Genomic DNA, 18,082 nt, shown 5'->3' with positions numbered 1-18,082 from the left:
CAACACCCAGAACTGAAGATGTACATGATGCAAAGCACCATGTACATCCCGAGTTTAAGTTTTGCTGGGTAGAAGGCTCATGCTAGAGTATGGGCCTTTAAACAACAAGGTTTTACTGAGGGGGCTGGTATTGATCGTAGGTAAACGAAGCCCCACTCAAGTTCAGATTTGCCGCAGATACGCCCTGTACAACACCAATGAGCTCCGCTACTGCTAATTGATTGCCCTTGATATAAATTCCAGCTCCACTGACAGAACCCAGAGTTACATTCTGAACAATGTATTGGGATGCGTTATTGATGAGCTGAATTTTGTCTTGACCAACGGCGAAGTCTGTAATCAGCGCATAGTCGGTTGTCCCAGAGGAGAGAAAGCTATTGTCGATATAGTAGTTCCCACCCGTTGGGGTCAAGGCCTGCCCTAGCACGAACGTGTCATTGCCTGCACCACCTGTTAATCGATCAATTTCACCCCGACCATTGAATGTTCCCACTAGCCGATCGCTACCCGTACCACTTAGCAAATTATCACTACCTGTGTGGCCATAGAGGTTATCATCTCCACCCAAGCCTCGCAGGGTGTCATTCCCTAACCCACCACTAATTTGGTTATTTAGTGCATTACCTCTACCTGATTGAGCGGTGGTGGTGTTGGAAACCAGTTCCAGGTTTTCAACATAATCAGACAGGGTGTAGTTGAGAACAGATTTGAGAATGACGCGATCGGTTCCACTTGAAGCCGAGCTGCTGTCGGCGACCACATCACCCACGTTATCGACATAGTAAGTATCGCTACCTGTACCCCCATACATGAAGTCTGCGCCAAAGCCACCGTCTAGAAGGTCAGCCTCGCTGCCGCCATAGAGAGTATCGCTACCCGAACCGCCCAGAAGTGTATCGGCGCCGCCTAATCCTTGCAAAACATTGTTGCCAATATTACCCGTAATACGATTTTGGAGGTTGTTGCCTGTGCCGTTGAGGTTATTGTTAACAGCAGGTTGCCCAGGAAGTGAGATCAGGCTTTGTAATTCGAGGTTCTCTACATAATTCCCCAAGGTGTAGGAGACGTATGAATGAACTGTGTCATTTCCTGCTCCGTTTTGTTCAACAACACTATCAATAAATAAACTTCCCCCTGTCACAACATAGGTGTCATTTCCTGCACCACCATACATGGTGTCAATACCTGAGCCCCCATCCAATAAATCGTTTCCGCCTAATCCATACAGGATATCTTCCCCACCCAACCCATACATTTGATCATCCTGTTCACTCCCAACCAGTTGAGGGCGAGTAACGTTATTTTCATTGGAATTGGTACCAGTAACCAGCATTACAGTTCTCCAGAAGGAATGGGTTATTTTAGGTAGTTCATGGCAGCGCAGCAGAGCCTATGCCTACGGTTCGTTGCCCCGTTGACGAATAGGATTTTCCAAACTTGAGGAAGCTTTTTTCTGAGACTTAAGCCTGCAACAATTGGAGATTTTGAATCACTTGAATGGTGAATTGTAGGAGCGCTTTCTCAAGAGCAGAAACTCTTTTTGCAATTCATCCATTTCGCAGTTTTATCAGTGCTTTGCTGTGTTTATTGAACTCTATGTTTATGACTATAATTTGCGATTTTGTGTGTGTCGTTACAGAAAAGGTCTGGAGTTAGCGTTAGCAAAAGCCCCTCTATCCCTTGCCCCGCCTAAGCTTTCTTTAGAGGTTATTGATTCCTCACCCGATCGCACGACCACCCCTCACCCATCTGGGGGATACTCTCAGTAGGCTTAAAAATTACCTGAAATCACCCAAAGCTATACTCTGACAGTGGTTGTAAAAAGTGTGAGAAGCAGCCTCTAAAAAACCTGAAGTTCTGGAAAGTTCAGTTGTCGCTAGTCCCACAGGAAATTTACTTATAAAGTAACAGTCTGCTTTCTCCTGAGATGCCCAAATAGAGGACACCCCAGCAAATAACATACCGTTTCTATACAAAGCGGAGGTCGTATCAGATCATACATAAAACCCAGGAGAGGAGCTTTTCTGCCACTAAGTTACAGAAAAACTCCTCTTCGGTTCTGGTACTGGGAAGGTGCAGAATGTTAATTATGAGAAGGAGAGCATGGGGCTTAGTCTCATACTCTCCTTCTCAGGATAATCAAAATAGCAAAATTATTATTAGCGCCCTCTATCCCTTTCCAAATCAGCAATCACTTTACTGACAATCCAGCCAGTTGGTCGATTTGGGTATTGGCTCTGCATTTGCCGAATTAATCAGGGTTCCCTCTTTCGGCTTTCAGTGCCGATCGCGGTTCAGATCGAAGAGGGCTTTCTCGTAACACCACTGCTCAGGCTTATCGGGATAACTATCCAAAAGGTTTTGAATTAGACGATCGGCAGCGGCGCGATCGCCATGTAGCAATTTCTCCAATTGTGGGTAAGCCCGCGTAGGCTTACGTCGTTTGGGCTGAGCTTGTGCGCGCGGACGGGTGCGATCGCTCACACTTCCCTTGGCTAACACGGGCGCTGACGAGCGCTGACGAGCGGTAGGCGATCGCTTAGATGAATAAGGCTTGAGGGCGATGGGCTTGGGCCGCTGTTGTTCTCGGATGATGGACAGCAGCAGGCCAAGCAAACCCAGGGTGATCGCTACGCAGACAAGCAGAGCAAGATAAAGCATGAAGCCCCTGAAGGCATGACAATAGTTGCAAGCTCTCAATTTTTAAGATTGAAAGCTTCTCCTTAGAATGCCCCTGGCTTCCCTAAACGGCTCATGCAAAGACCAGGAATTGCTGGCTTGGCAATTGTAGGGATGATGGATAGAAGCATTACCTTGCATGATGGATGGAGAGCGATCGCAATGAAGATACGCTTATTTGAAGCACAGGATGCTGAACAAATCGCGCAACTGTTTCATGACACAATCCGTGAAGTGAATGTGCGCGATTATTCCGTGAATCAGGTTAAGGCCTGGGCTCCTGACGACATCCACTTTAGAAACTGGGTTGAGGTTTGTTCTAACCGATTTACCTATGTGGCAGAGGATGAGGGTGTGATTGCTGGATTCGGAGAGCTAGAGGCAGATGGACATATCGACTGCTTTTACTGTCATAAAAACTATATAGGTCGTGGTGTAGGTCGGCAAATCTATCAGACTATCGAAGCGAAAGCTGTTGAGCTAGGGTTAAGCCGATTGTTTGTTGAAGCCAGCATTACCGCGAAGCCGTTTTTTGAGCGGATGGGATTTTCAGTTGTCAAAGAACAGCAAGTATCTCGCGGAGGCGAAACGTTCATCAACTATGCAATGGAAAAGTTCCTGTAGCTAATAGCGAAACAATTCCCACGACACTGACTTTGCAGAACTGCTGTCAGTTCTTTGATTGGCGATCGCTTCCCATTATCACAAAAGAAATGACAGGTTATTAAACACACGCCCCTAAATAACAGACTGTTCGCCGCTGCTTTCGATGTAACGGCGTAAAACCGAGTTGATTAAAGCTCGATATTCTCCACCTTGAGCTTGAAACCATTTCAAAATGTCGGGCTCAAGCTGTACCAAATGCTGAGCTTGAGGTGCAGGAATTCTTAAGGTAGCGTTCTCAAAAAACTCTGCAGTCAATGGAGGGATGTCAGAATAGTCAATCCCTTCATCATCCATTGACTCCAATGCTTCCCAATTAGTACGAGAGGTATTGCTTAAGTCTTTGCCGCTCATATCGATTTGCCCTTCGTGCTGAAATGATCCGAATTACATCATTTTGTCGCTCTGTCCAAACCACAACCGCCACACCGTTGCCTAGAAACCCAATACCAAACCAGCGATCCTCACCATAGTCAAAGCGATCGTCCAACTCAATCAGCATTGGGCTTTCAAACATCTCAGGAACATCAGCGAAATCAATCTCATGTTTACGAATGTTTTCTAAGTTTTTCGCTTCGTCCCACTCAAACTGCATGAAGGCCTAAATACCTTAGTTAGCGTATATCTATTATCTTGTATGACATCTCAAATCAGCAAATGCCATAGAGCTGCTATTTCCCAACAAGCAAGGCAATTTGATTGACTTTGCAGCGAATTCGGGAAGGCGATCGCATCCTCGTCTCTCAGTTCTGAGCATGAGGACTAGATTTGGACTACATAACCAATTGGCTATATTCTGAAAACCTCATTCTCTCATTCAGAAAGATGAAGCTTTAGAGCTGCAATAGTTACTTTTCCGTTTGAATAGTTGCCCCTCCAGGCAACCCATCACAGGAGGAAACCATGGTAATGACCCAACAAAATGACCATCAATTAGCGGCGATGTGGGCACATGAACTGCTAAAAAATAGCAATTTCTGCATTCTTGATACTGAGACAACGGGTCTAGGGAGTACAGATGAAATAGTGCAAATTGCAATACTAAGCAATTTAGGTTATCCGCTTTTTAACTCCCTGGTAAAGCCCACCTGCCCTATTGGGGCACGGGCAACCGACATCCACGGAATTGATGATGAGGACGTAGAAAATGCCCCAACATTTTCCCAGCTGTTAGTGCCAATACTCCAAGCTGTAGGGAACAAAGACCTAGTTATCTATAACGCTGAGTATGACTTGAAGTTGATTCGTCAATCGCTGCGCCCATACGGAATTCACTTAGCTTTCCCCACAAGCGATCGGCGGCAATGTCGCGTTTTTCTCAATGGCGGCTCCATCCATTGCGCCATGCTTCAGTATTCGGCCTGGTGTGGAGAGTGGAACGATTACCACGGTAATTATCGCTGGCAGAAGCTGCCAGGAGGCGATCACTCTGCTCTGGGAGATTGCAAAGCCACATTGTCAGTCATGCGTCGGATGGCGGCAAGTTACCAAGAGGGGGCTTAGTTGTAGCTATGAATGAAGTTGAATCTTTGTGTGCCTCGCAAACAATTACTTAGGAAATGTATATGTCAAGTAAAGAAATTGAAGCGATCGCCTGGGGTGTGTTTGTTGGTTGTGGAATTGCATTGATAGTTGCACCTATCATCTGGTTTGTTGAGGATAGGCTCAGTTTCGACCAATGCGTCAATGAAAGGCCCCTCGATAGCTGCATTGATGAATATCGAATAAAGCGTGGTCTGGAACCACGAGAGGATTAATTTATTACCCATTGCAGTGCTATGAAAGCAAATCATTGGTTTTTCACTGCTACACCTGAACCTGGCCGTCTTTCCTATCCAGTGCTATGGGAGCCTCGATTGATTAGGGTAACCATTGCTTTAGATGGTGGAAGGCTTAAAGCTCTACTCCGTGTCGGTTATGAGGTTAAGTAAGAAATGGATAAAGACACAGAAATTCAACGCCTTAAAAACCTGGTTAATGGATTAGCTAGTGAGCTTATTCACGTCTATGCAACCTTGCAAGAAGGTCCTTTCAAAGGTAAAAATGATGCTTTCTTTGAAAGCAAGATTAATGACCTCAAACTGTTAATAAAAAACCTCCAGGATGGAGGCTAAAATAGTCCGACTATTTTCCTTTCCAGCGGGTGAAGACGCTGAAACAATGCCAGGAGGCGGACTTGAACCGCCGACACGAGGATTTTCAGTCCTCTGCTCTACCAACTGAGCTATCCCGGCTGGGATGAAGTAAACGTCAAACCTTTTCGGTGAGGGCGTTTCGCTTCGTGCGCCCGTTTCCCGAGCGCTTACTGATAGTAACAAAGGGTCAAAACATTTTGCAAGGTGTTTTTAAAAAAAAGTGGAAGTTTTTTTTGAAATGCCTCGCGGGTGGGAAGGGCGATCGCCTCACACCCCTCATTCTGCCTATGGTTGAGAGCGGTATTGGGGGAAGGAGAGTGGGAGCGATCGCCAAAAAAAGCTTTTTGGGCGGCGGGTAACCACAACTCACATGTTGCCCCTTGGTCTTAAAGAACAACATCTTTTATGGATAGGCATCTTGCCTGCCCAACGCTTAGCCAGACAAGATGCCCGCCCCCAGAAAAACCCCACTTCAAGCGAGAATTGCCGGGCAGATAGTAGGCGACCTGGGTTTCTCCCAGCAAGTCATCTAAAATAGACTTCAACCACAGACTGCTGCCACTATGACTGCGCCGACCGAACTAGACACTGCTCAGACCAGTCCTCCGCCAGCGGATGCCACGCCTAAGGGCACTCCCGACACGGAGGTCGAAGACGAACTCCCCTATGACGTGGAGATGTCGCTGTTCGACCACCTCGAAGAGTTGCGGCAGCGGATCTTCTACGCCTTAATTGCCGTCGTTGCAGGGATAATTGGCTGCTTCGTCTTCGTCAATCGCATTGTGCAACTGCTGGAAGTCCCCGCTCAGGGCGTGAAATTTCTGCAATTGTCGCCAGGCGAGTACTTCTTTGTGTCGATCAAGGTGGCGGGATACAGTGGCCTGCTGGTAGCCAGTCCCTTCGTCCTCTATCAGATCATCCAGTTCGTGCTGCCGGGGCTAACCCGCAAAGAGCGACGGCTGATTGGGCCGATCGTGCTCGGATCGAGCCTCCTGTTTGTAGGTGGACTATTTTTCGCCTACATTGCCCTCATTCCCGCCGCGCTTAACTTCTTCATCAGCTATGGTGCAGATGTAGTAGAGCAGCTCTGGTCAATCGATCGCTACTTCGAGTTTGTGCTGCTGCTGCTGTTTAGCACCGGGTTGGCCTTCCAAATTCCTGTTATTCAAATGCTGCTGGGGTTATTAGGAATTGTGACCTCGAAGCAAATGCTGTCGGGCTGGCGCTTTGTCATCCTGGGCGGGGCCATTCTGGGGGCCGTACTCACCCCCTCCACCGACCCAGTGACTCAGAGCTTGCTGGCAGGGGCAATTCTACTGCTGTACTTCGGCGGCATTGGAATGACCAAGCTGCTAGGTAAATAGGCAAACGTCAGGATATTTTGAATAGTGTTGATAGGGCGTGCGCAAAGCGTACGCCCTATTCTTTATAGACTTACGTATTCTGGTTGTGCGTAGGATGCCAAGCAACCTACGCACAACCAGAATACGTAAGCCATGGTTTAGAGAGGTGGGGAATGGCTGAGATTACCTATGCCGACTTTGAGAAAGTCGAAATCCGCGCAGGCCGGATTATTCGCGTTGAGGAGTTTCCAAAGGCTCGGAAGCCTGCCTATAAGTTGTGGATTGATTTTGGGGAGCTGGGCACGAAGAGGTCGAGTGCCCAAATTACAGATTTTTATACGCCAGAGACACTACTGAATCGGCAGGTTTTAGCGGTAACGAATTTTCCACCCCGACAGGTAGCCGATTTTATGTCAGAGGTGCTGGTGTTGGGAGTGGTGCTGGATGGTGGAGCAGTAGCCCTGATTCAGCCCGACCGGGAAGTGCCACTGGGGTTACGGGTGTTGTAGCGAGTTTGAGGACATTCCTTGGGAGGGCAATCGGCTACAGTGGGATTTCTTGGGTCAGGGCAGGTTTGATAGGGAGTCCCTGGCTTCGTTGTCTGTTGACGGCAAAACCTGCCCCTACAGATTTGGATGGAGGTTTGTGTCTTAAAGGAACCGATGGGGCGATCGCGCCACCTATAGGCATAGGGCGTAGGGGCGGGTTTAGCAGATACCTCCCACTTCTCACCATTAACCTGACGGCAAAACCCGCCCTTTCCCAAACGGCTGGGGTTTTACGTCATTCCAACATCCACTCGGAGGCGCGATCGCCCAAATCTAGCGCCACACTCACGGCCTTACCGAGGCGCGGGCGTTCACTCGTCTGGTCAATATAGGCCTGCACCTGGTGAGAGCTGCCCCAGGCGTTGAGATATTGGGCGATGTCATTCAAATGATCGAAATACTCCTCCTCTGACATCGGGAAAGACGCCTGCTCCAGGTACTTCCACATCACCTGAAAAAATACCTTCCCCTGCACCTTGCGAAGCTGCACATCAAAGGAGCAGCCCCATTTACTCACGATCATTTGATGAAGTTCTTCCCCCGTCATGCCCGACCCCTGTAACAAAACTTTGCAATCGATGGGTTTAACCCGTATGGAATCTAGAAGATGCAATAATACAGACTGTAAATCAATGCCGCGTTCGGCTGATGGGCCAGGGTGCCCAATATTGGCTCAGCCTGAAACACCAGGGGTCATCGCGGCGGTTGCCGATCCATTTCGTAGCTTATCCGATTCACATCATGACTCAAGTTTCTGGAAATGCTGACGTGCCTGATTTGGGGCGGCGGCAGTTTATGAACCTCCTCACGTTTGGGGCGGTAACGGGGACGGCGCTGGGCGCTCTGTATCCGGTTGTGAAATACTTCATCCCCCCCTCCAGCGGTGGCGCGGGTGGTGGCGTAACAGCCAAAGATGCGCTGGGTAACGACGTTGTTGTCAGCGACTACTTAACCTCTCATAAAGAGGGCGATCGCTCGCTGGTTCAGGGCCTCAAGGGTGACCCCACCTATCTGGTTGTAGAAGATGGCGCGATCGCCACTTACGCAATCAACGCGGTTTGTACCCACCTGGGTTGCGTTGTGCCCTGGAACGCAAGTGCTAACAAGTTCATCTGCCCCTGCCACGGGTCGCAATACGACAACACGGGTAAAGTGGTTCGGGGTCCGGCTCCCCTGTCCTTGGCTCTGGCACATTCCGATGTGACCGAGGACGGCAAGGTAACCCTCACCCCCTGGACGGAGCAAGACTTCCGCACGGGTGACAATCCCTGGTGGTCCTAATCTCTCGTTGTACCAAATCTTTATTGTCAAACCCCTGGTTGAGAACAGATATCCGATGAAATCAACAATTTGGTCGTCTGTGCCTGCACGTATTCAAACAGGCCTCCGAGCAACCCTGGCGGTATTGGCGGCGATCGCCCTCTGCTTCGGCAGCGATCTGCTCCATCCCCAGGCCGCTCAAGCCTATCCTTTCTGGGCACAGCAAAACTACGCCAGCCCCCGCGAAGCGACGGGTCGCATCGTGTGTGCAAACTGCCACCTGGCCGCAAAACCTGCGGAAATCGAAGTACCCCAGGCGGTTCTTCCCGATACCGTCTTCAAAGCCGTTGTCAAGATCCCCTATGACCACAGCATTCAGCAGGTCACCAGCACCGGCGAAAAGGGCTCCCTGAACGTGGGTGCCGTGCTGATGCTGCCTGAAGGGTTCAAGATTGCTCCCGAAGATCGGATTCCTGAAGAAATGAAGGAAGAAGTGGGCCCCAACTACCTCTTCACGAGCTATGCCGAAGGCCAGGACAACATCGTGATCGTAGGGCCTCTGCCCGGCGATCAGTATGAGGAAATCGTATTCCCCGTACTGTCTCCCGATCCTGGTAGCGACAAGGCTATCCACTTTGGTAAGTACTCCGTTCACCTGGGTGCTAACCGCGGTCGCGGTCAGGTTTACCCCACGGGTGAAAAGAGCAACAACACCGTTTACAACGCCTCTGCGGCGGGTACTGTAACGGCGATCGCTCAAAACGCTGACGGTAGCGCTGCGGTTACTATCGCAACTGCCGATGGTGAAGTGGTTGACGCAATTCCCGCTGGCCCTCAACTGATCGTCTCTGAAGGCGACGAGGTAACCGCTGGGCAAGCGCTGACCAACGACCCCAACGTGGGTGGCTTCGGTCAGAAAGACACCGAAATCGTGCTGCAAAGCCCCAACCGCATCAAGGGTCTGATCGCCTTTGTTGCAGCGGTGATGCTGTCGCAAATCATGCTGGTGCTGAAGAAGAAACAGGTCGAGCGTGTTCAAGAAGCCGAAATGTCCTTCTAAGTTAACCCGCTGAGTTTCAGACACCCGGTGTTTTTATAAATACCGGGGGTCTTTGTATTTATAGCAATATGCAAATACGTTAATCACACCACCATACTTAACCAACAGGCACAGCGCTATAAGACAATGCAGCAACAGCAATTCTCAGTATGGGCTTCAAAGCCGAGAGGGCGCGCCCTCTCGGCTTTGAAGCCCGAAAACTGCGCGCCAAAGGCGCGCAGTTTTCGGGCCTGATTTCAAAATGAGAATTGCTGATGCAGCAACCAAATATGGGGAAAAGTTTCAGAAAACTTGAGTGACGACGCTAGAGATGCGTGATACATTTTGCTTCAATTCCGCTACTCTTGAGAGTCAGTGTGGAGCTTTAGGGCAAAATGGTACATCCTCGGTTTGGTTCTAAGGTGATTTCAGGCAGGTTGGTGCAAGCGTCTCAACCTACAGGCTGTGTTTCGTTGGCGGTGCGATCGCTATCCTGGTTAACCCTGCTGGCTCTCCTGCTACCTCTGGCAAAACCCGCCACCGCGCAGGTGGTGGATGGATTACCCCCAGCCCCCTTGCCTCCGGCTCAACCCTATGGGGTGCCGAGTTCCACACCATCAGTTTCCGTACCACCGCCCACCACGGCAGCACCCGCTCAGCCCATGGGCACCGTGATGCCGACCATTCGCTCCTACATTGTGGTGGTAGATGGAGATAGCCCATTACTGTTATCTCAAGTGCAGCAGGTAGAACCGGAGGCGACGATTGTACCGATAGAAGGGCGATCGCTGATTCAGGCTGGAGTGTTTGGTGATGAGGCCGCAGCTACGCAGCAAGTGCAACGGTTGAGTGAACGAGGCATTGTATCGCGGGTGGTGGCTGCGGCTCCTTTGACGCAACCCGCTCCCGTTGCGGAGGCAACCCCTGCACCGCAACCCGTTGCCCAAGCAGACTTAAATCAACAAGCGGATCTGAATCAAGTCGAGGGGTTCCCTATCCCAGAACTGCCCACAACGGTCGTTCCCCAAGAACTAGAGTTTGAGCCTTTAACTCCCTTAGAAAACCAACCGGCTCCCTCTGGCGAGCGATCGACTAGAGATGATGCGCAGGAAGCAAGGCGGGATTATTACATTGTGATTCCCGCGTCGGATGAGGATCTAGCGGACATCAGTGAACAAGTGGTTCGGATGGCCTATGGATTTCGCTTGACCCGGTTAGTGGAAGAACGGGATTCTCCCCTCGGCCCTCATGTACGAGTCGGCCCCTTCAACGGACGTAGCGCCGCAGAACGGTGGAATAACTATTTCCGTGACTTTGGAATGGATGCGCGAGTGTACTTCCGCCGGTAACGGATTGGGGTGGACGTGACGCCTGAGCCTTCAAATATCGGTGTTGAAGCTTGGTTAACGGCAGAGGTCCGGCGTGGAATGGGATAGTGTTTTGACATCTATCCACGATTAGCAACCACCAAGAGAGGAACTGTGGCCATTTTCCCTGGCATGGTAGGGCCAAGCGCCCTCAACCGACCATTAATTCTCGACCGGTTTGTGGTCACCGCAGAGCAGATGCGGGCCATTGAATCGCGGGTCTTTGCAGCGGGAATGCCGGTGCCGGCCTTGATGGAAAAGGCAGCCGGGTTGGTTGCTCAACGCATCATCGCCCTCTATCCAGCAACCTCTACAACCTTTGGCGTGTTGGTAGGGCCAGGGCACAATGGCGGCGATGCTCTGGTCGTAGCGCGGGAACTGCACGTGCAAGGATATTCCATACAGATCTATTGCCCCTTTGAGCGGTTGAAGGAATTAACGGATGCCCATGCCCGCTATGCGCGCTCGCTCACCATTCCATTCGCGTCATCCCTTGAAGCGTTAGCCACCTGTGATGTTTTGATTGATGGGCTGTTTGGCTTTGGGCTGGAGCGATCGCTCACTGACCCCATCGCTACCGCGATCGCCACCCTGAACACCTGGCAAAAGCCCCTGCTCAGCATCGACCTTCCCTCGGGCATCCATACAGACACCGGAGAGGTTTTGGGTATTGCTATCCGGGCAACCCATACGTTTTGTTTGGGCCTGTGGAAGCGAGCGTTCATGCAGGACGCGGCGCTGGAATATATCGGGACAGTCGAGCGGGTTGATTTTGGTTTGCCCGTGGCAGATGTGCAGGCCGTCGTGGGCGAACCGGAAGTGGAGCGAATGACAAACGAAGGAGCGATCGCTCTCCTGCCCCTTCCGCGTCCCGCTGACACGCACAAATACAAACAGGGCAACCTGCTCCTTATTGCCGGGTCGCGCACCTATCCGGGAGCCGCCATCCTGACAGCATTAGCAGCCCGGGCCAGTGGAGTAGGCATGCTCACGATGGCCGTACCGCAATCCCTCGCGCCGTTGCTTGTGGCTCAGGTGCCCGATGCTCTGGTGGTCGGTTTGCCAGAAACAGACGGAGCGATCGCCCATCTCCCCGCCGATTTAGATCTGAGTCGTTACAGCACGATCGCCTGTGGCCCTGGTCTTACGCCCCATCCCACCGCTGTTATAGAAGCCTTACTGGCGAGCGATCGCCCCCTGGTACTGGATGCCGACGGATTGAACATTCTGGCGGCACGGCAGGGTTGGGAGGTGCGATCGCGATCGGCTCCCACCATTCTGACGCCACATTTAGGAGAGTTTCGTCGATTGTTCCCTCAGGCAGAAGGGGTGGATCGGATTGCTCTGGCTCAAGCAGCGGCGCGCAGCAGTGGCGCAATTGTATTGCTGAAAGGGGCACGGGTGGCGATCGCCCATCCAGAATCGGGGAAAGTCTGGGTGAATCCTGAAAGTACTCCTGCCCTGGCGCGGGGTGGCAGTGGTGATGTCTTAACCGGGCTCTTGAGCGGCTTGCTGGCTCAGGCTACGCTGATGAAAATGCCACCCGAAGGAGCCGTTCAAGCCGCAACCTGGTGGCATTCCCAGGCGGCACGATGGGCAGCCCAGCGGCGAACGGAATTGGGGGTGGATGCCGTCACCCTTGCTCACTCTCTCATCCCAGCACTGCAATGGAACCTCTCACCGTAGCGTTTGGCGATCGCCTGAAAGCCGTGGCAATGCAGGTGCCAGAAGATGCTCCTTTGGATACCGTGCTGGAGTTGATGCAAATTCCACATCCCCGTCCAGTGCTGGTATTAATTGGCGGGGCCAGCCAGATCAGCGCCAGCGATCAGCAGCTCCTTCGCAGCCTATTTGTGCAAGTGCTGGCCCCCTTGGCTCAAACCCTCAACGCCGTCGTGGTCGATGGCGGCACTGACGCAGGCATCATGCGCATGATGGGCCGCGCCCGTATCCGCACCCGTGGCACCTTTCCCCTGCTTGGCGTGGCTCCGGTCGGGCTGGTAGCCCTGCCTGATCAACCTCTACCCAACACGGATGCGGCCTATTTAGAACCCCACCACACTCACTTCCTGATGATTCCCGGTGCCCAGTGGGGGGCGGAGTCTGAGTGGATTGCTCGACTTGCGACGGCGATCGCTCAGGACGAACCCTCTGTTACTCTCCTCATCAACGGCGGCGAGGTGAGCTGGTTGGATACTCGCGAGAATGTCGAGGAGGGACGACCTGTCATTGCGATCGCGGGTAGTGGCCGTACCGCCGATGTCCTCGCCACTGCTTTGGAAGGCAAGATCACCGACGAACGTGCCCACCGCATCGTTAAATCAGGGCTACTACAAGCAATTCATTTGCGTAGTCCCAAACATCTGACCCAGGTCATCGAGCAGATACTATCGCGGTAGCGTACAACCCATGTAATCCGGTGAGGTCAGTTTAGTTTTGAGAAACCGGACAGAGTGCGGTTTCTCAAAACTAAACTTCCTGGTTCTGAGCGCATAGCACTATATCTGATTCCAGTTCATTCACTTTAGTTTGGACTAATCCGGTTCTTGGATTGCTGTACCGGATCACATAGCAAACGTGCAAGATACAGCATCACCGAACTACGCCTAAAGAAATAGAACAAAGCTGATCTCTAACAATACTCTGGACAGTTTTTCTGAAACCCTTGATTTTGCGTGCGCTTCGCGTACGCAAAATCAAGGGTTTCAGAAAAACTGTCCGAACTAATGCTCTAAAAAAGATGAGAAAATTCTCCTCAGCCTAAATCAAAGCCCAGGAATTGCCCACCTAGTTTTGGAGAACTGACCATGATTGTCGTTGTTACTAACCGCAACATCAATGAAGGGGAAACTGGCGAGAATTTGTTTGGGGAAAAGCCCAATGAGGTTTCTTTAGATGAACTACGGATAGCGATCGCTAACCATGACGAAAGCAACGAGCGATGGCAAGTGGAATTATTGCCAGAACCGGATGCGATGAATGAAGCGAATGTTCCCAGCAAAAGATTATTTAATCGTATTATTACTGCTATTGGTGCAGGGGAATTGAAAGCAGATTGGTTGTTCTATGTTCACGGATTCAATCAATCGTTTCGGGGAAATTTAGAGGAATGTCGTCGGCTTGAGCAGACCTACGGCGTCAATATCATTGCCTTTTCCTGGCCCTCCAATCAGGGAGGTTTCATCAGTAATGAGTATCGTGATGCACGGGCAGCCGCTAGAGCATCGAGCCTGGCCCTCGATCGCACCTTAGAAAAATTGGGACGTTATATTGAAGAACGCAATTCGATGTCGCGATCGCAAGGGGTCAACAGCGAAGGTTGTAGCATTCGCCTTAACTTTATGTGTTATAGCCTGGGGTGTTTTCTCGTACAAGAGTTCATTAAATCTCCCATCTTTGGGGGAGAAACCAGAATCTTTGACAACGTGATTTTTCAACAGGCTGACGTAGATAACAAAAACCATTACACATGGATTGATCTGATTAATAGCAGACGCATTTATGTCACCATTAACGAACGTGATGCGGTTCTAAAAGCATCTGACATTATTAATCCTGCTCGTTTAGGAAACACGGCTGAAAGATTAATCGCTGAACGCCCAATTTACGTTGATTTTACCGACGCTGAGAATGTTGGAAGTAGCCACGATATCTTTCTCGGTATTGAGGGAAATGAGGTTATTACTCAATTCTGTCAGCGGGTCATTACGGGAGGTCGAGGAGAGCTCGTGAGGGGCTTTAAATATGATGCCTATAGCAATACATTTCGCGTCGACGAATAGCGGCTGATCACGAAGACACCCAGTGTTTTCAAAAACACCGGGTGTCTTATTCTGCGTAGATGCAGCTTTTATGCACCAACCGCTTCTTTAGCAGCGTACAGAACTTCGGCAGTAATTTGGGCGATGTGGCGATCGCGCGCAAATTTCTCCACGTTGCGCTTCACCTTACCCCGCACAAAACCGGGGATCTTGTTCAGCTCTACCAGGCCATCTTTACTCCAGGCCAGATCAGTCGTCTCCGACATCTCCTTGGTAATCACTTCCTTCGTGTCGTGACCGCCGAAGATCTCCAGTAGGTGATCCTCCATGCCCAGAGTGAAGGAGTTGTAAACCAGATCCACTACCTGGTTTGCGCCTTCGTAGCCCAGGAAGGGAGTAAAGCCCACCGGGAAGTTTTGGATGTGAACTGGAGAGGCAATCACACCGCAGGGAATATCCAGGCGTTTGCCAACGTGGCGTTCCATCTGAGTACCGAAGATGGCAGCGGGTTCTAAGCGGGCGATCGCGTTCGCAATGGCTGCATTGTCATCGCTGACTAGCACCTCGTCACAATAACCCTCTACCTGTTCCCGGAACCACTCGGCGTCGTACTTGCAGTAAGTTCCTGCCAGCACCACCTTGATCCCCATTTCGCGAGCGAGGATGCGGGTCATGGCAACAGCATGGGTGTTGTCACCAAACACCACAGCTCGCTTACCCGTTAGGTTTTGGCAGTCGATGGAGCGGGAGAACCAGGCGGCCTGGGAGACAAAGCGCGTCTGCTCGTCAATATAGCTCTCGTAATCCTTCGTGGCGCCTTGCTCATTCAGCACCTTCTGGATGGCGCGGATGCAGCGAGCGGTTTCCACGATCCCCATGGGAGTGATGTCCACAGAGGGCATGCCGAATTCTTGCTGGAGGTAATCCGTGGTCATGTGACCCAGTTCGCGGTAGGGCACCAGGTTGAACCAGGCACGAGGCAAATGTTTCAACTCATGCACAGACGCAGCATCGGGAATGATGGCGTTGATTTCAATTCCCAGATCCCGCATTAAGGTAATCAGTTCACGGCGATCGTGGTTGTTGTGGAAACCCAGGGTAGAAATGCCAATGATATTGACAGAAGGACGCTCCGTCTTGCCTTCGGGCAGTTCGCCTTTCTTGCGAGCCTTCTCGATGTAGAACTGAACGATTTGTTGCAGGGTGCGATCGGCGGCCTGAAGTTCGTTGACGCGGTAGTGATTTACATCCGCCAGCATCACGTCGCCTTTGGCGTCCATCTGCGCCCGATCTACGAAGTTCTGCAAATCCTCTTGCAGAATGCTGGAGGTGCAGGTGGGAGTCAGCACAATCAGATCCGGCGCTTCTTCCTGATCTTTGCGAGTGATGTTGTCGACCACCTTTTCCTGGGAACCCCGAGCCAGCACGTTGCGATCCACCACGCTGGTCGTAACGGGGGTAAAGTCCCGTTCCCGCTCCAACATGGAACGCATGACATTAAAGTAGTCATCGCCCAGGGGCGCGTGCATGATGGCATGGACGTTCTTAAAGGAACTGGCAATGCGGAGGGTGCCGATGTGCGCCGGTCCGGCATACATCCAGTAAGCCAATTTCATATATGAGGATCTCCCTGCAAATGATGGTTGCGTGACCGGGAGGTTGAGATGGAGGTGAGGTTCCGTGTTGCTTCGCGGCGATCGCCGCCACGGAACCGCGTGGAAGATTGAAGGACTGTTGTGATTGTCGCAGAGATGCGGAAAAGGTGAAGAGAGAGGGGAAGGGGCGATCGCCCTCAAAAAAGCCTCTTCAAGCTAGCTGAGATCCTTAGAAAACAAAGCTTTGAGGCAAATACCCCAAAGCTTTGTTCAGTTACAGATTGCAGGGATTCTTAATGATGGTTTACGTAGGGCAGGGGAATCCTGACTGAACCCCATCTGCCTATGGACATCGATGAGAGGTTGTTTGAAAAAGCCCGCTAAGGATCACAAATAAAACAACCTGTAATTCTTTTTGTGAGAGGGGCGGCTTTGCCGCCCCTCCCACAAAAAGAATTACAGGTTATTCAATACACGATCCTAAGGGTTGATTTTTCATATGTGTAGCATGCGAAAAATCAACTTTTCACACAGCCCCTCAAATGGTTTCTCCACACAAACGTATGGATCAGGTGGTGAACTGTAATTCCCCTGAGCCTTCAATCACAGAACCCATTTCCCAGCCTTCCAACCCCTGGTTTTTGAAAAATTCAAGAGTCGTGGAGACATTGGCCGGGGGTACCAACACGACGAAGCCAATTCCCATGTTGAAGGTGTTAAACATTTCCAGAGTCTCCACAGAGCCCGTTTCCTGAAGCCATTGGAAGACAGGAGGGACAGGCCAGGTATCAGAAGCAACCTGTACAGATTGGCCGGGGCCAAGGCAACGAGGCAGGTTTTCGGGGAGGCCGCCACCCGTAATGTGTGCCATGCCGTGGATGGGAAGGTTAGCCCGAAGTGCGGCAAGAATGGGCTGGACATAGAGACGGGTAGGAGCCAGGAGAGCATCACCCAGGGATGTGCCGTTGAGTTGGGCAGGAGTTTGATCCAGTCCTAGCCCACTGAGTTCTACGATCTTCCGCACCAGGCTGTAGCCGTTGCTGTGGATGCCGGCACTGGCAAGACCGATCGCCACATCTCCCACTTGCACCTGAGAACCATCGAGAATGCGGCTCTTTTCCACAATCCCGACACAAAATCCAGCGAGATCATATTCTCCAGGTTGATAGAAACCTGGCATTTCAGCCGTTTCACCCCCTAACAGAGCGCAGCCCGCCTGCTGGCATCCCGTACTGATCCCTTCAACAACGCCTTCGAGTTGTTCAGGGTTGAGCTTGCCCGTAGCCAGGTAATCCAGAAAGAACAGAGGCTCTGCACCGCACGTGAGGACGTCATTGACACACATGGCGACGAGGTCGATGCCAATGGTGTTATGGCGATCGAGTTGCTGGGCCAGTTTGAGCTTGGTGCCGACGCCATCGGTGCCCGATACCAGCACGGGTTCCTGGTAGCCAGTCGGTAATTGAAACAGCCCACTAAAGCCACCAATACCGCCCATCACCTCTGGGCGGTGGGTACGGCTCACCAAATTGCGAATGCGCTGCACAAAAGCACGCCCCGCTTCTACATCAACCCCAGCCTCGCGATAATCCATTGCTCTATTCCGGAATTTAGCCGGATGTCATTTTATCCTGTTGGGGTGGCCTGAAAGTTATTTTTCGTGCGAGACACGGGCGAAAAATCCCCTTGCTG

20 protein-coding genes and 1 tRNA gene are annotated in these 18,082 nt (G+C 51.3%); 13 read left to right on the top strand and 8 right to left on the bottom strand.

Annotation, left to right across the window (positions count from 1 at the left end):
• Positions 1–112: 112 nt before the first annotated feature.
• Entirely contained in the window at positions 113–1,333 is a 1,221-nt protein-coding gene (locus H6F91_RS10110; RefSeq protein ID WP_190770583.1) for a calcium-binding protein, read from the bottom strand.
• Positions 1,334–2,277: 944 nt separating this feature from the next.
• Entirely contained in the window at positions 2,278–2,661 is a 384-nt protein-coding gene (locus tag H6F91_RS10105) for a hypothetical protein (protein ID WP_190770584.1), read from the bottom strand.
• A gap of 180 nt (positions 2,662–2,841) precedes the next feature.
• On the opposite strand from H6F91_RS10105, the gene H6F91_RS10100 reads away from it, so the two are divergent.
• Positions 2,842–3,303, top strand: coding sequence for a GNAT family N-acetyltransferase (locus tag H6F91_RS10100; protein ID WP_190770670.1), 462 nt, complete (start codon positions 2,842–2,844; stop codon positions 3,301–3,303).
• Positions 3,304–3,417: 114 nt separating this feature from the next.
• Here the strand turns inward: H6F91_RS10100 and H6F91_RS10095 are convergent, their stop codons facing one another.
• Together H6F91_RS10095 and H6F91_RS10090 are read right to left on the bottom strand one after the other, a co-directional pair.
• On the bottom strand, positions 3,418–3,696 hold the full coding sequence (locus tag H6F91_RS10095; RefSeq protein ID WP_190770585.1) for a BrnA antitoxin family protein: 279 nt from the start codon (positions 3,694–3,696) through the stop codon (positions 3,418–3,420).
• Entirely contained in the window at positions 3,659–3,937 is a 279-nt protein-coding gene (locus H6F91_RS10090) for a BrnT family toxin (RefSeq protein ID WP_190770586.1), read from the bottom strand. Before H6F91_RS10090 ends, H6F91_RS10095 begins: the two co-directional genes overlap by 38 nt.
• Positions 3,938–4,245: 308 nt before the next feature.
• Between H6F91_RS10090 and H6F91_RS10085 the strand changes: the two genes are divergently transcribed.
• The 3 genes from H6F91_RS10085 (at position 4,246) to H6F91_RS10075 (ending at position 5,456) form a co-directional block, all read left to right on the top strand.
• Positions 4,246–4,845, top strand: a complete 600-nt coding sequence (locus H6F91_RS10085) for a 3'-5' exonuclease (protein ID WP_199307731.1) — start codon at positions 4,246–4,248, stop codon at positions 4,843–4,845.
• A gap of 62 nt (positions 4,846–4,907) precedes the next feature.
• Positions 4,908–5,099, top strand: a complete 192-nt coding sequence (locus H6F91_RS10080) for a hypothetical protein (protein ID WP_190770587.1) — start codon at positions 4,908–4,910, stop codon at positions 5,097–5,099.
• A 177-nt stretch (positions 5,100–5,276) separates the two neighbouring features.
• Positions 5,277–5,456 carry a hypothetical protein gene (locus tag H6F91_RS10075; protein ID WP_190770588.1) on the top strand — a complete coding sequence of 60 codons (180 nt, stop codon included), beginning with the start codon at positions 5,277–5,279 and terminating at the stop codon, positions 5,454–5,456.
• Positions 5,457–5,503: 47 nt separating this feature from the next.
• Here H6F91_RS10075 and H6F91_RS10070 read toward each other — a convergent pair.
• Positions 5,504–5,576: transfer RNA gene (locus tag H6F91_RS10070), tRNA-Phe, on the bottom strand.
• A gap of 134 nt (positions 5,577–5,710) precedes the next feature.
• Between H6F91_RS10070 and H6F91_RS28255 the strand changes: the two genes are divergently transcribed.
• From H6F91_RS28255 to H6F91_RS10060, 3 genes are all read left to right on the top strand, one after another.
• Positions 5,711–5,836 (top strand): hypothetical protein, encoded by a 126-nt coding sequence (locus tag H6F91_RS28255; protein ID WP_277874374.1) that lies wholly within the window; start codon positions 5,711–5,713, stop codon positions 5,834–5,836.
• 204 nt (positions 5,837–6,040) lie between these two features.
• On the top strand, positions 6,041–6,841 hold the full coding sequence (tatC, locus tag H6F91_RS10065; RefSeq protein WP_190770589.1) for a twin-arginine translocase subunit TatC: 801 nt from the start codon (positions 6,041–6,043) through the stop codon (positions 6,839–6,841).
• A 152-nt stretch (positions 6,842–6,993) separates the two neighbouring features.
• Positions 6,994–7,329, top strand: a complete 336-nt coding sequence (locus tag H6F91_RS10060; RefSeq protein ID WP_190770590.1) for a tRNA-binding protein — start codon at positions 6,994–6,996, stop codon at positions 7,327–7,329.
• A 274-nt stretch (positions 7,330–7,603) separates the two neighbouring features.
• On the opposite strand, the gene H6F91_RS10050 is transcribed toward H6F91_RS10060, so the two are convergent.
• On the bottom strand, positions 7,604–7,915 hold the full coding sequence (locus H6F91_RS10050; RefSeq protein WP_190770592.1) for a DUF3067 family protein: 312 nt from the start codon (positions 7,913–7,915) through the stop codon (positions 7,604–7,606).
• 194 nt (positions 7,916–8,109) lie between these two features.
• Between H6F91_RS10050 and petC the strand changes: the two genes are divergently transcribed.
• From petC to H6F91_RS10020, 6 genes are all read left to right on the top strand, one after another.
• The gene (petC, locus tag H6F91_RS10045) at positions 8,110–8,649 is read left to right on the top strand and encodes a cytochrome b6-f complex iron-sulfur subunit (RefSeq protein WP_190770593.1); all 540 of its coding nucleotides are present in this window, start codon (positions 8,110–8,112) and stop codon (positions 8,647–8,649) included.
• A 55-nt stretch (positions 8,650–8,704) separates the two neighbouring features.
• Positions 8,705–9,688 carry a cytochrome f gene (gene petA, locus H6F91_RS10040; protein ID WP_190770594.1) on the top strand — a complete coding sequence of 328 codons (984 nt, stop codon included), beginning with the start codon at positions 8,705–8,707 and terminating at the stop codon, positions 9,686–9,688.
• 374 nt (positions 9,689–10,062) lie between these two features.
• Entirely contained in the window at positions 10,063–11,016 is a 954-nt protein-coding gene (locus tag H6F91_RS10035; protein WP_190770595.1) for a hypothetical protein, read from the top strand.
• A 150-nt stretch (positions 11,017–11,166) separates the two neighbouring features.
• A complete protein-coding gene (locus H6F91_RS10030) occupies positions 11,167–12,720 on the top strand; it encodes an NAD(P)H-hydrate dehydratase (protein WP_190770672.1) in 1,554 nt (517 codons plus the stop codon).
• Positions 12,702–13,433 carry a hypothetical protein gene (locus H6F91_RS10025; RefSeq protein ID WP_190770596.1) on the top strand — a complete coding sequence of 244 codons (732 nt, stop codon included), beginning with the start codon at positions 12,702–12,704 and terminating at the stop codon, positions 13,431–13,433. Before H6F91_RS10030 ends, H6F91_RS10025 begins: the two co-directional genes overlap by 19 nt.
• 408 nt (positions 13,434–13,841) lie before the next feature.
• Positions 13,842–14,816 (top strand): alpha/beta hydrolase, encoded by a 975-nt coding sequence (locus H6F91_RS10020; protein ID WP_190770597.1) that lies wholly within the window; start codon positions 13,842–13,844, stop codon positions 14,814–14,816.
• 68 nt (positions 14,817–14,884) lie between these two features.
• On the opposite strand, the gene bchB is transcribed toward H6F91_RS10020, so the two are convergent.
• Together bchB and purM are read right to left on the bottom strand one after the other, a co-directional pair.
• Entirely contained in the window at positions 14,885–16,411 is a 1,527-nt protein-coding gene (gene bchB / locus H6F91_RS10015) for a ferredoxin:protochlorophyllide reductase (ATP-dependent) subunit B (RefSeq protein WP_190770598.1), read from the bottom strand.
• 547 nt (positions 16,412–16,958) lie between these two features.
• Positions 16,959–17,984 (bottom strand): phosphoribosylformylglycinamidine cyclo-ligase, encoded by a 1,026-nt coding sequence (gene purM / locus H6F91_RS10010; protein WP_190770599.1) that lies wholly within the window; start codon positions 17,982–17,984, stop codon positions 16,959–16,961.
• Positions 17,985–18,082: the final 98 nt, after the last annotated feature.

The organism is Leptolyngbya sp. FACHB-8 (genome assembly GCF_014695575.1).
In the GTDB taxonomy this organism is placed as follows: Bacteria; Cyanobacteriota; Cyanobacteriia; order Elainellales; family Elainellaceae; genus Vacuolonema.
Note: the sequence above shows the minus strand (reverse complement) of the source record. Positions and strands in the feature narration are given on the sequence as shown.

Bases quoted from the DNA above. Each gene is read 5' to 3' on its own strand.
- H6F91_RS10110 (WP_190770583.1), bottom strand. From the start codon at position 1,333: ATGCTGGTTACTGGTACCAATTCCAATGAAAATAACGTTACTCGCCCT.
- H6F91_RS10105 (WP_190770584.1), bottom strand. From the start codon at position 2,661: ATGCTTTATCTTGCTCTGCTTGTCTGCGTAGCGATCACCCTGGGTTTG.
- H6F91_RS10100 (WP_190770670.1), top strand. From the start codon at position 2,842: ATGAAGATACGCTTATTTGAAGCACAGGATGCTGAACAAATCGCGCAA.
- H6F91_RS10095 (WP_190770585.1), bottom strand. From the start codon at position 3,696: ATGAGCGGCAAAGACTTAAGCAATACCTCTCGTACTAATTGGGAAGCA.
- H6F91_RS10090 (WP_190770586.1), bottom strand. From the start codon at position 3,937: ATGCAGTTTGAGTGGGACGAAGCGAAAAACTTAGAAAACATTCGTAAA.
- H6F91_RS10085 (WP_199307731.1), top strand. From the start codon at position 4,246: ATGGTAATGACCCAACAAAATGACCATCAATTAGCGGCGATGTGGGCA.
- H6F91_RS10080 (WP_190770587.1), top strand. From the start codon at position 4,908: ATGTCAAGTAAAGAAATTGAAGCGATCGCCTGGGGTGTGTTTGTTGGT.
- H6F91_RS10075 (WP_190770588.1), top strand. From the start codon at position 5,277: ATGGATAAAGACACAGAAATTCAACGCCTTAAAAACCTGGTTAATGGA.
- tatC (WP_190770589.1), top strand. From the start codon at position 6,041: ATGACTGCGCCGACCGAACTAGACACTGCTCAGACCAGTCCTCCGCCA.
- H6F91_RS10060 (WP_190770590.1), top strand. From the start codon at position 6,994: ATGGCTGAGATTACCTATGCCGACTTTGAGAAAGTCGAAATCCGCGCA.
- H6F91_RS10050 (WP_190770592.1), bottom strand. From the start codon at position 7,915: ATGACGGGGGAAGAACTTCATCAAATGATCGTGAGTAAATGGGGCTGC.
- petC (WP_190770593.1), top strand. From the start codon at position 8,110: ATGACTCAAGTTTCTGGAAATGCTGACGTGCCTGATTTGGGGCGGCGG.
- petA (WP_190770594.1), top strand. From the start codon at position 8,705: ATGAAATCAACAATTTGGTCGTCTGTGCCTGCACGTATTCAAACAGGC.
- H6F91_RS10035 (WP_190770595.1), top strand. From the start codon at position 10,063: ATGGTACATCCTCGGTTTGGTTCTAAGGTGATTTCAGGCAGGTTGGTG.
- H6F91_RS10030 (WP_190770672.1), top strand. From the start codon at position 11,167: ATGGTAGGGCCAAGCGCCCTCAACCGACCATTAATTCTCGACCGGTTT.
- H6F91_RS10025 (WP_190770596.1), top strand. From the start codon at position 12,702: ATGGAACCTCTCACCGTAGCGTTTGGCGATCGCCTGAAAGCCGTGGCA.
- H6F91_RS10020 (WP_190770597.1), top strand. From the start codon at position 13,842: ATGATTGTCGTTGTTACTAACCGCAACATCAATGAAGGGGAAACTGGC.
- bchB (WP_190770598.1), bottom strand. From the start codon at position 16,411: ATGAAATTGGCTTACTGGATGTATGCCGGACCGGCGCACATCGGCACC.
- purM (WP_190770599.1), bottom strand. From the start codon at position 17,984: ATGGATTATCGCGAGGCTGGGGTTGATGTAGAAGCGGGGCGTGCTTTT.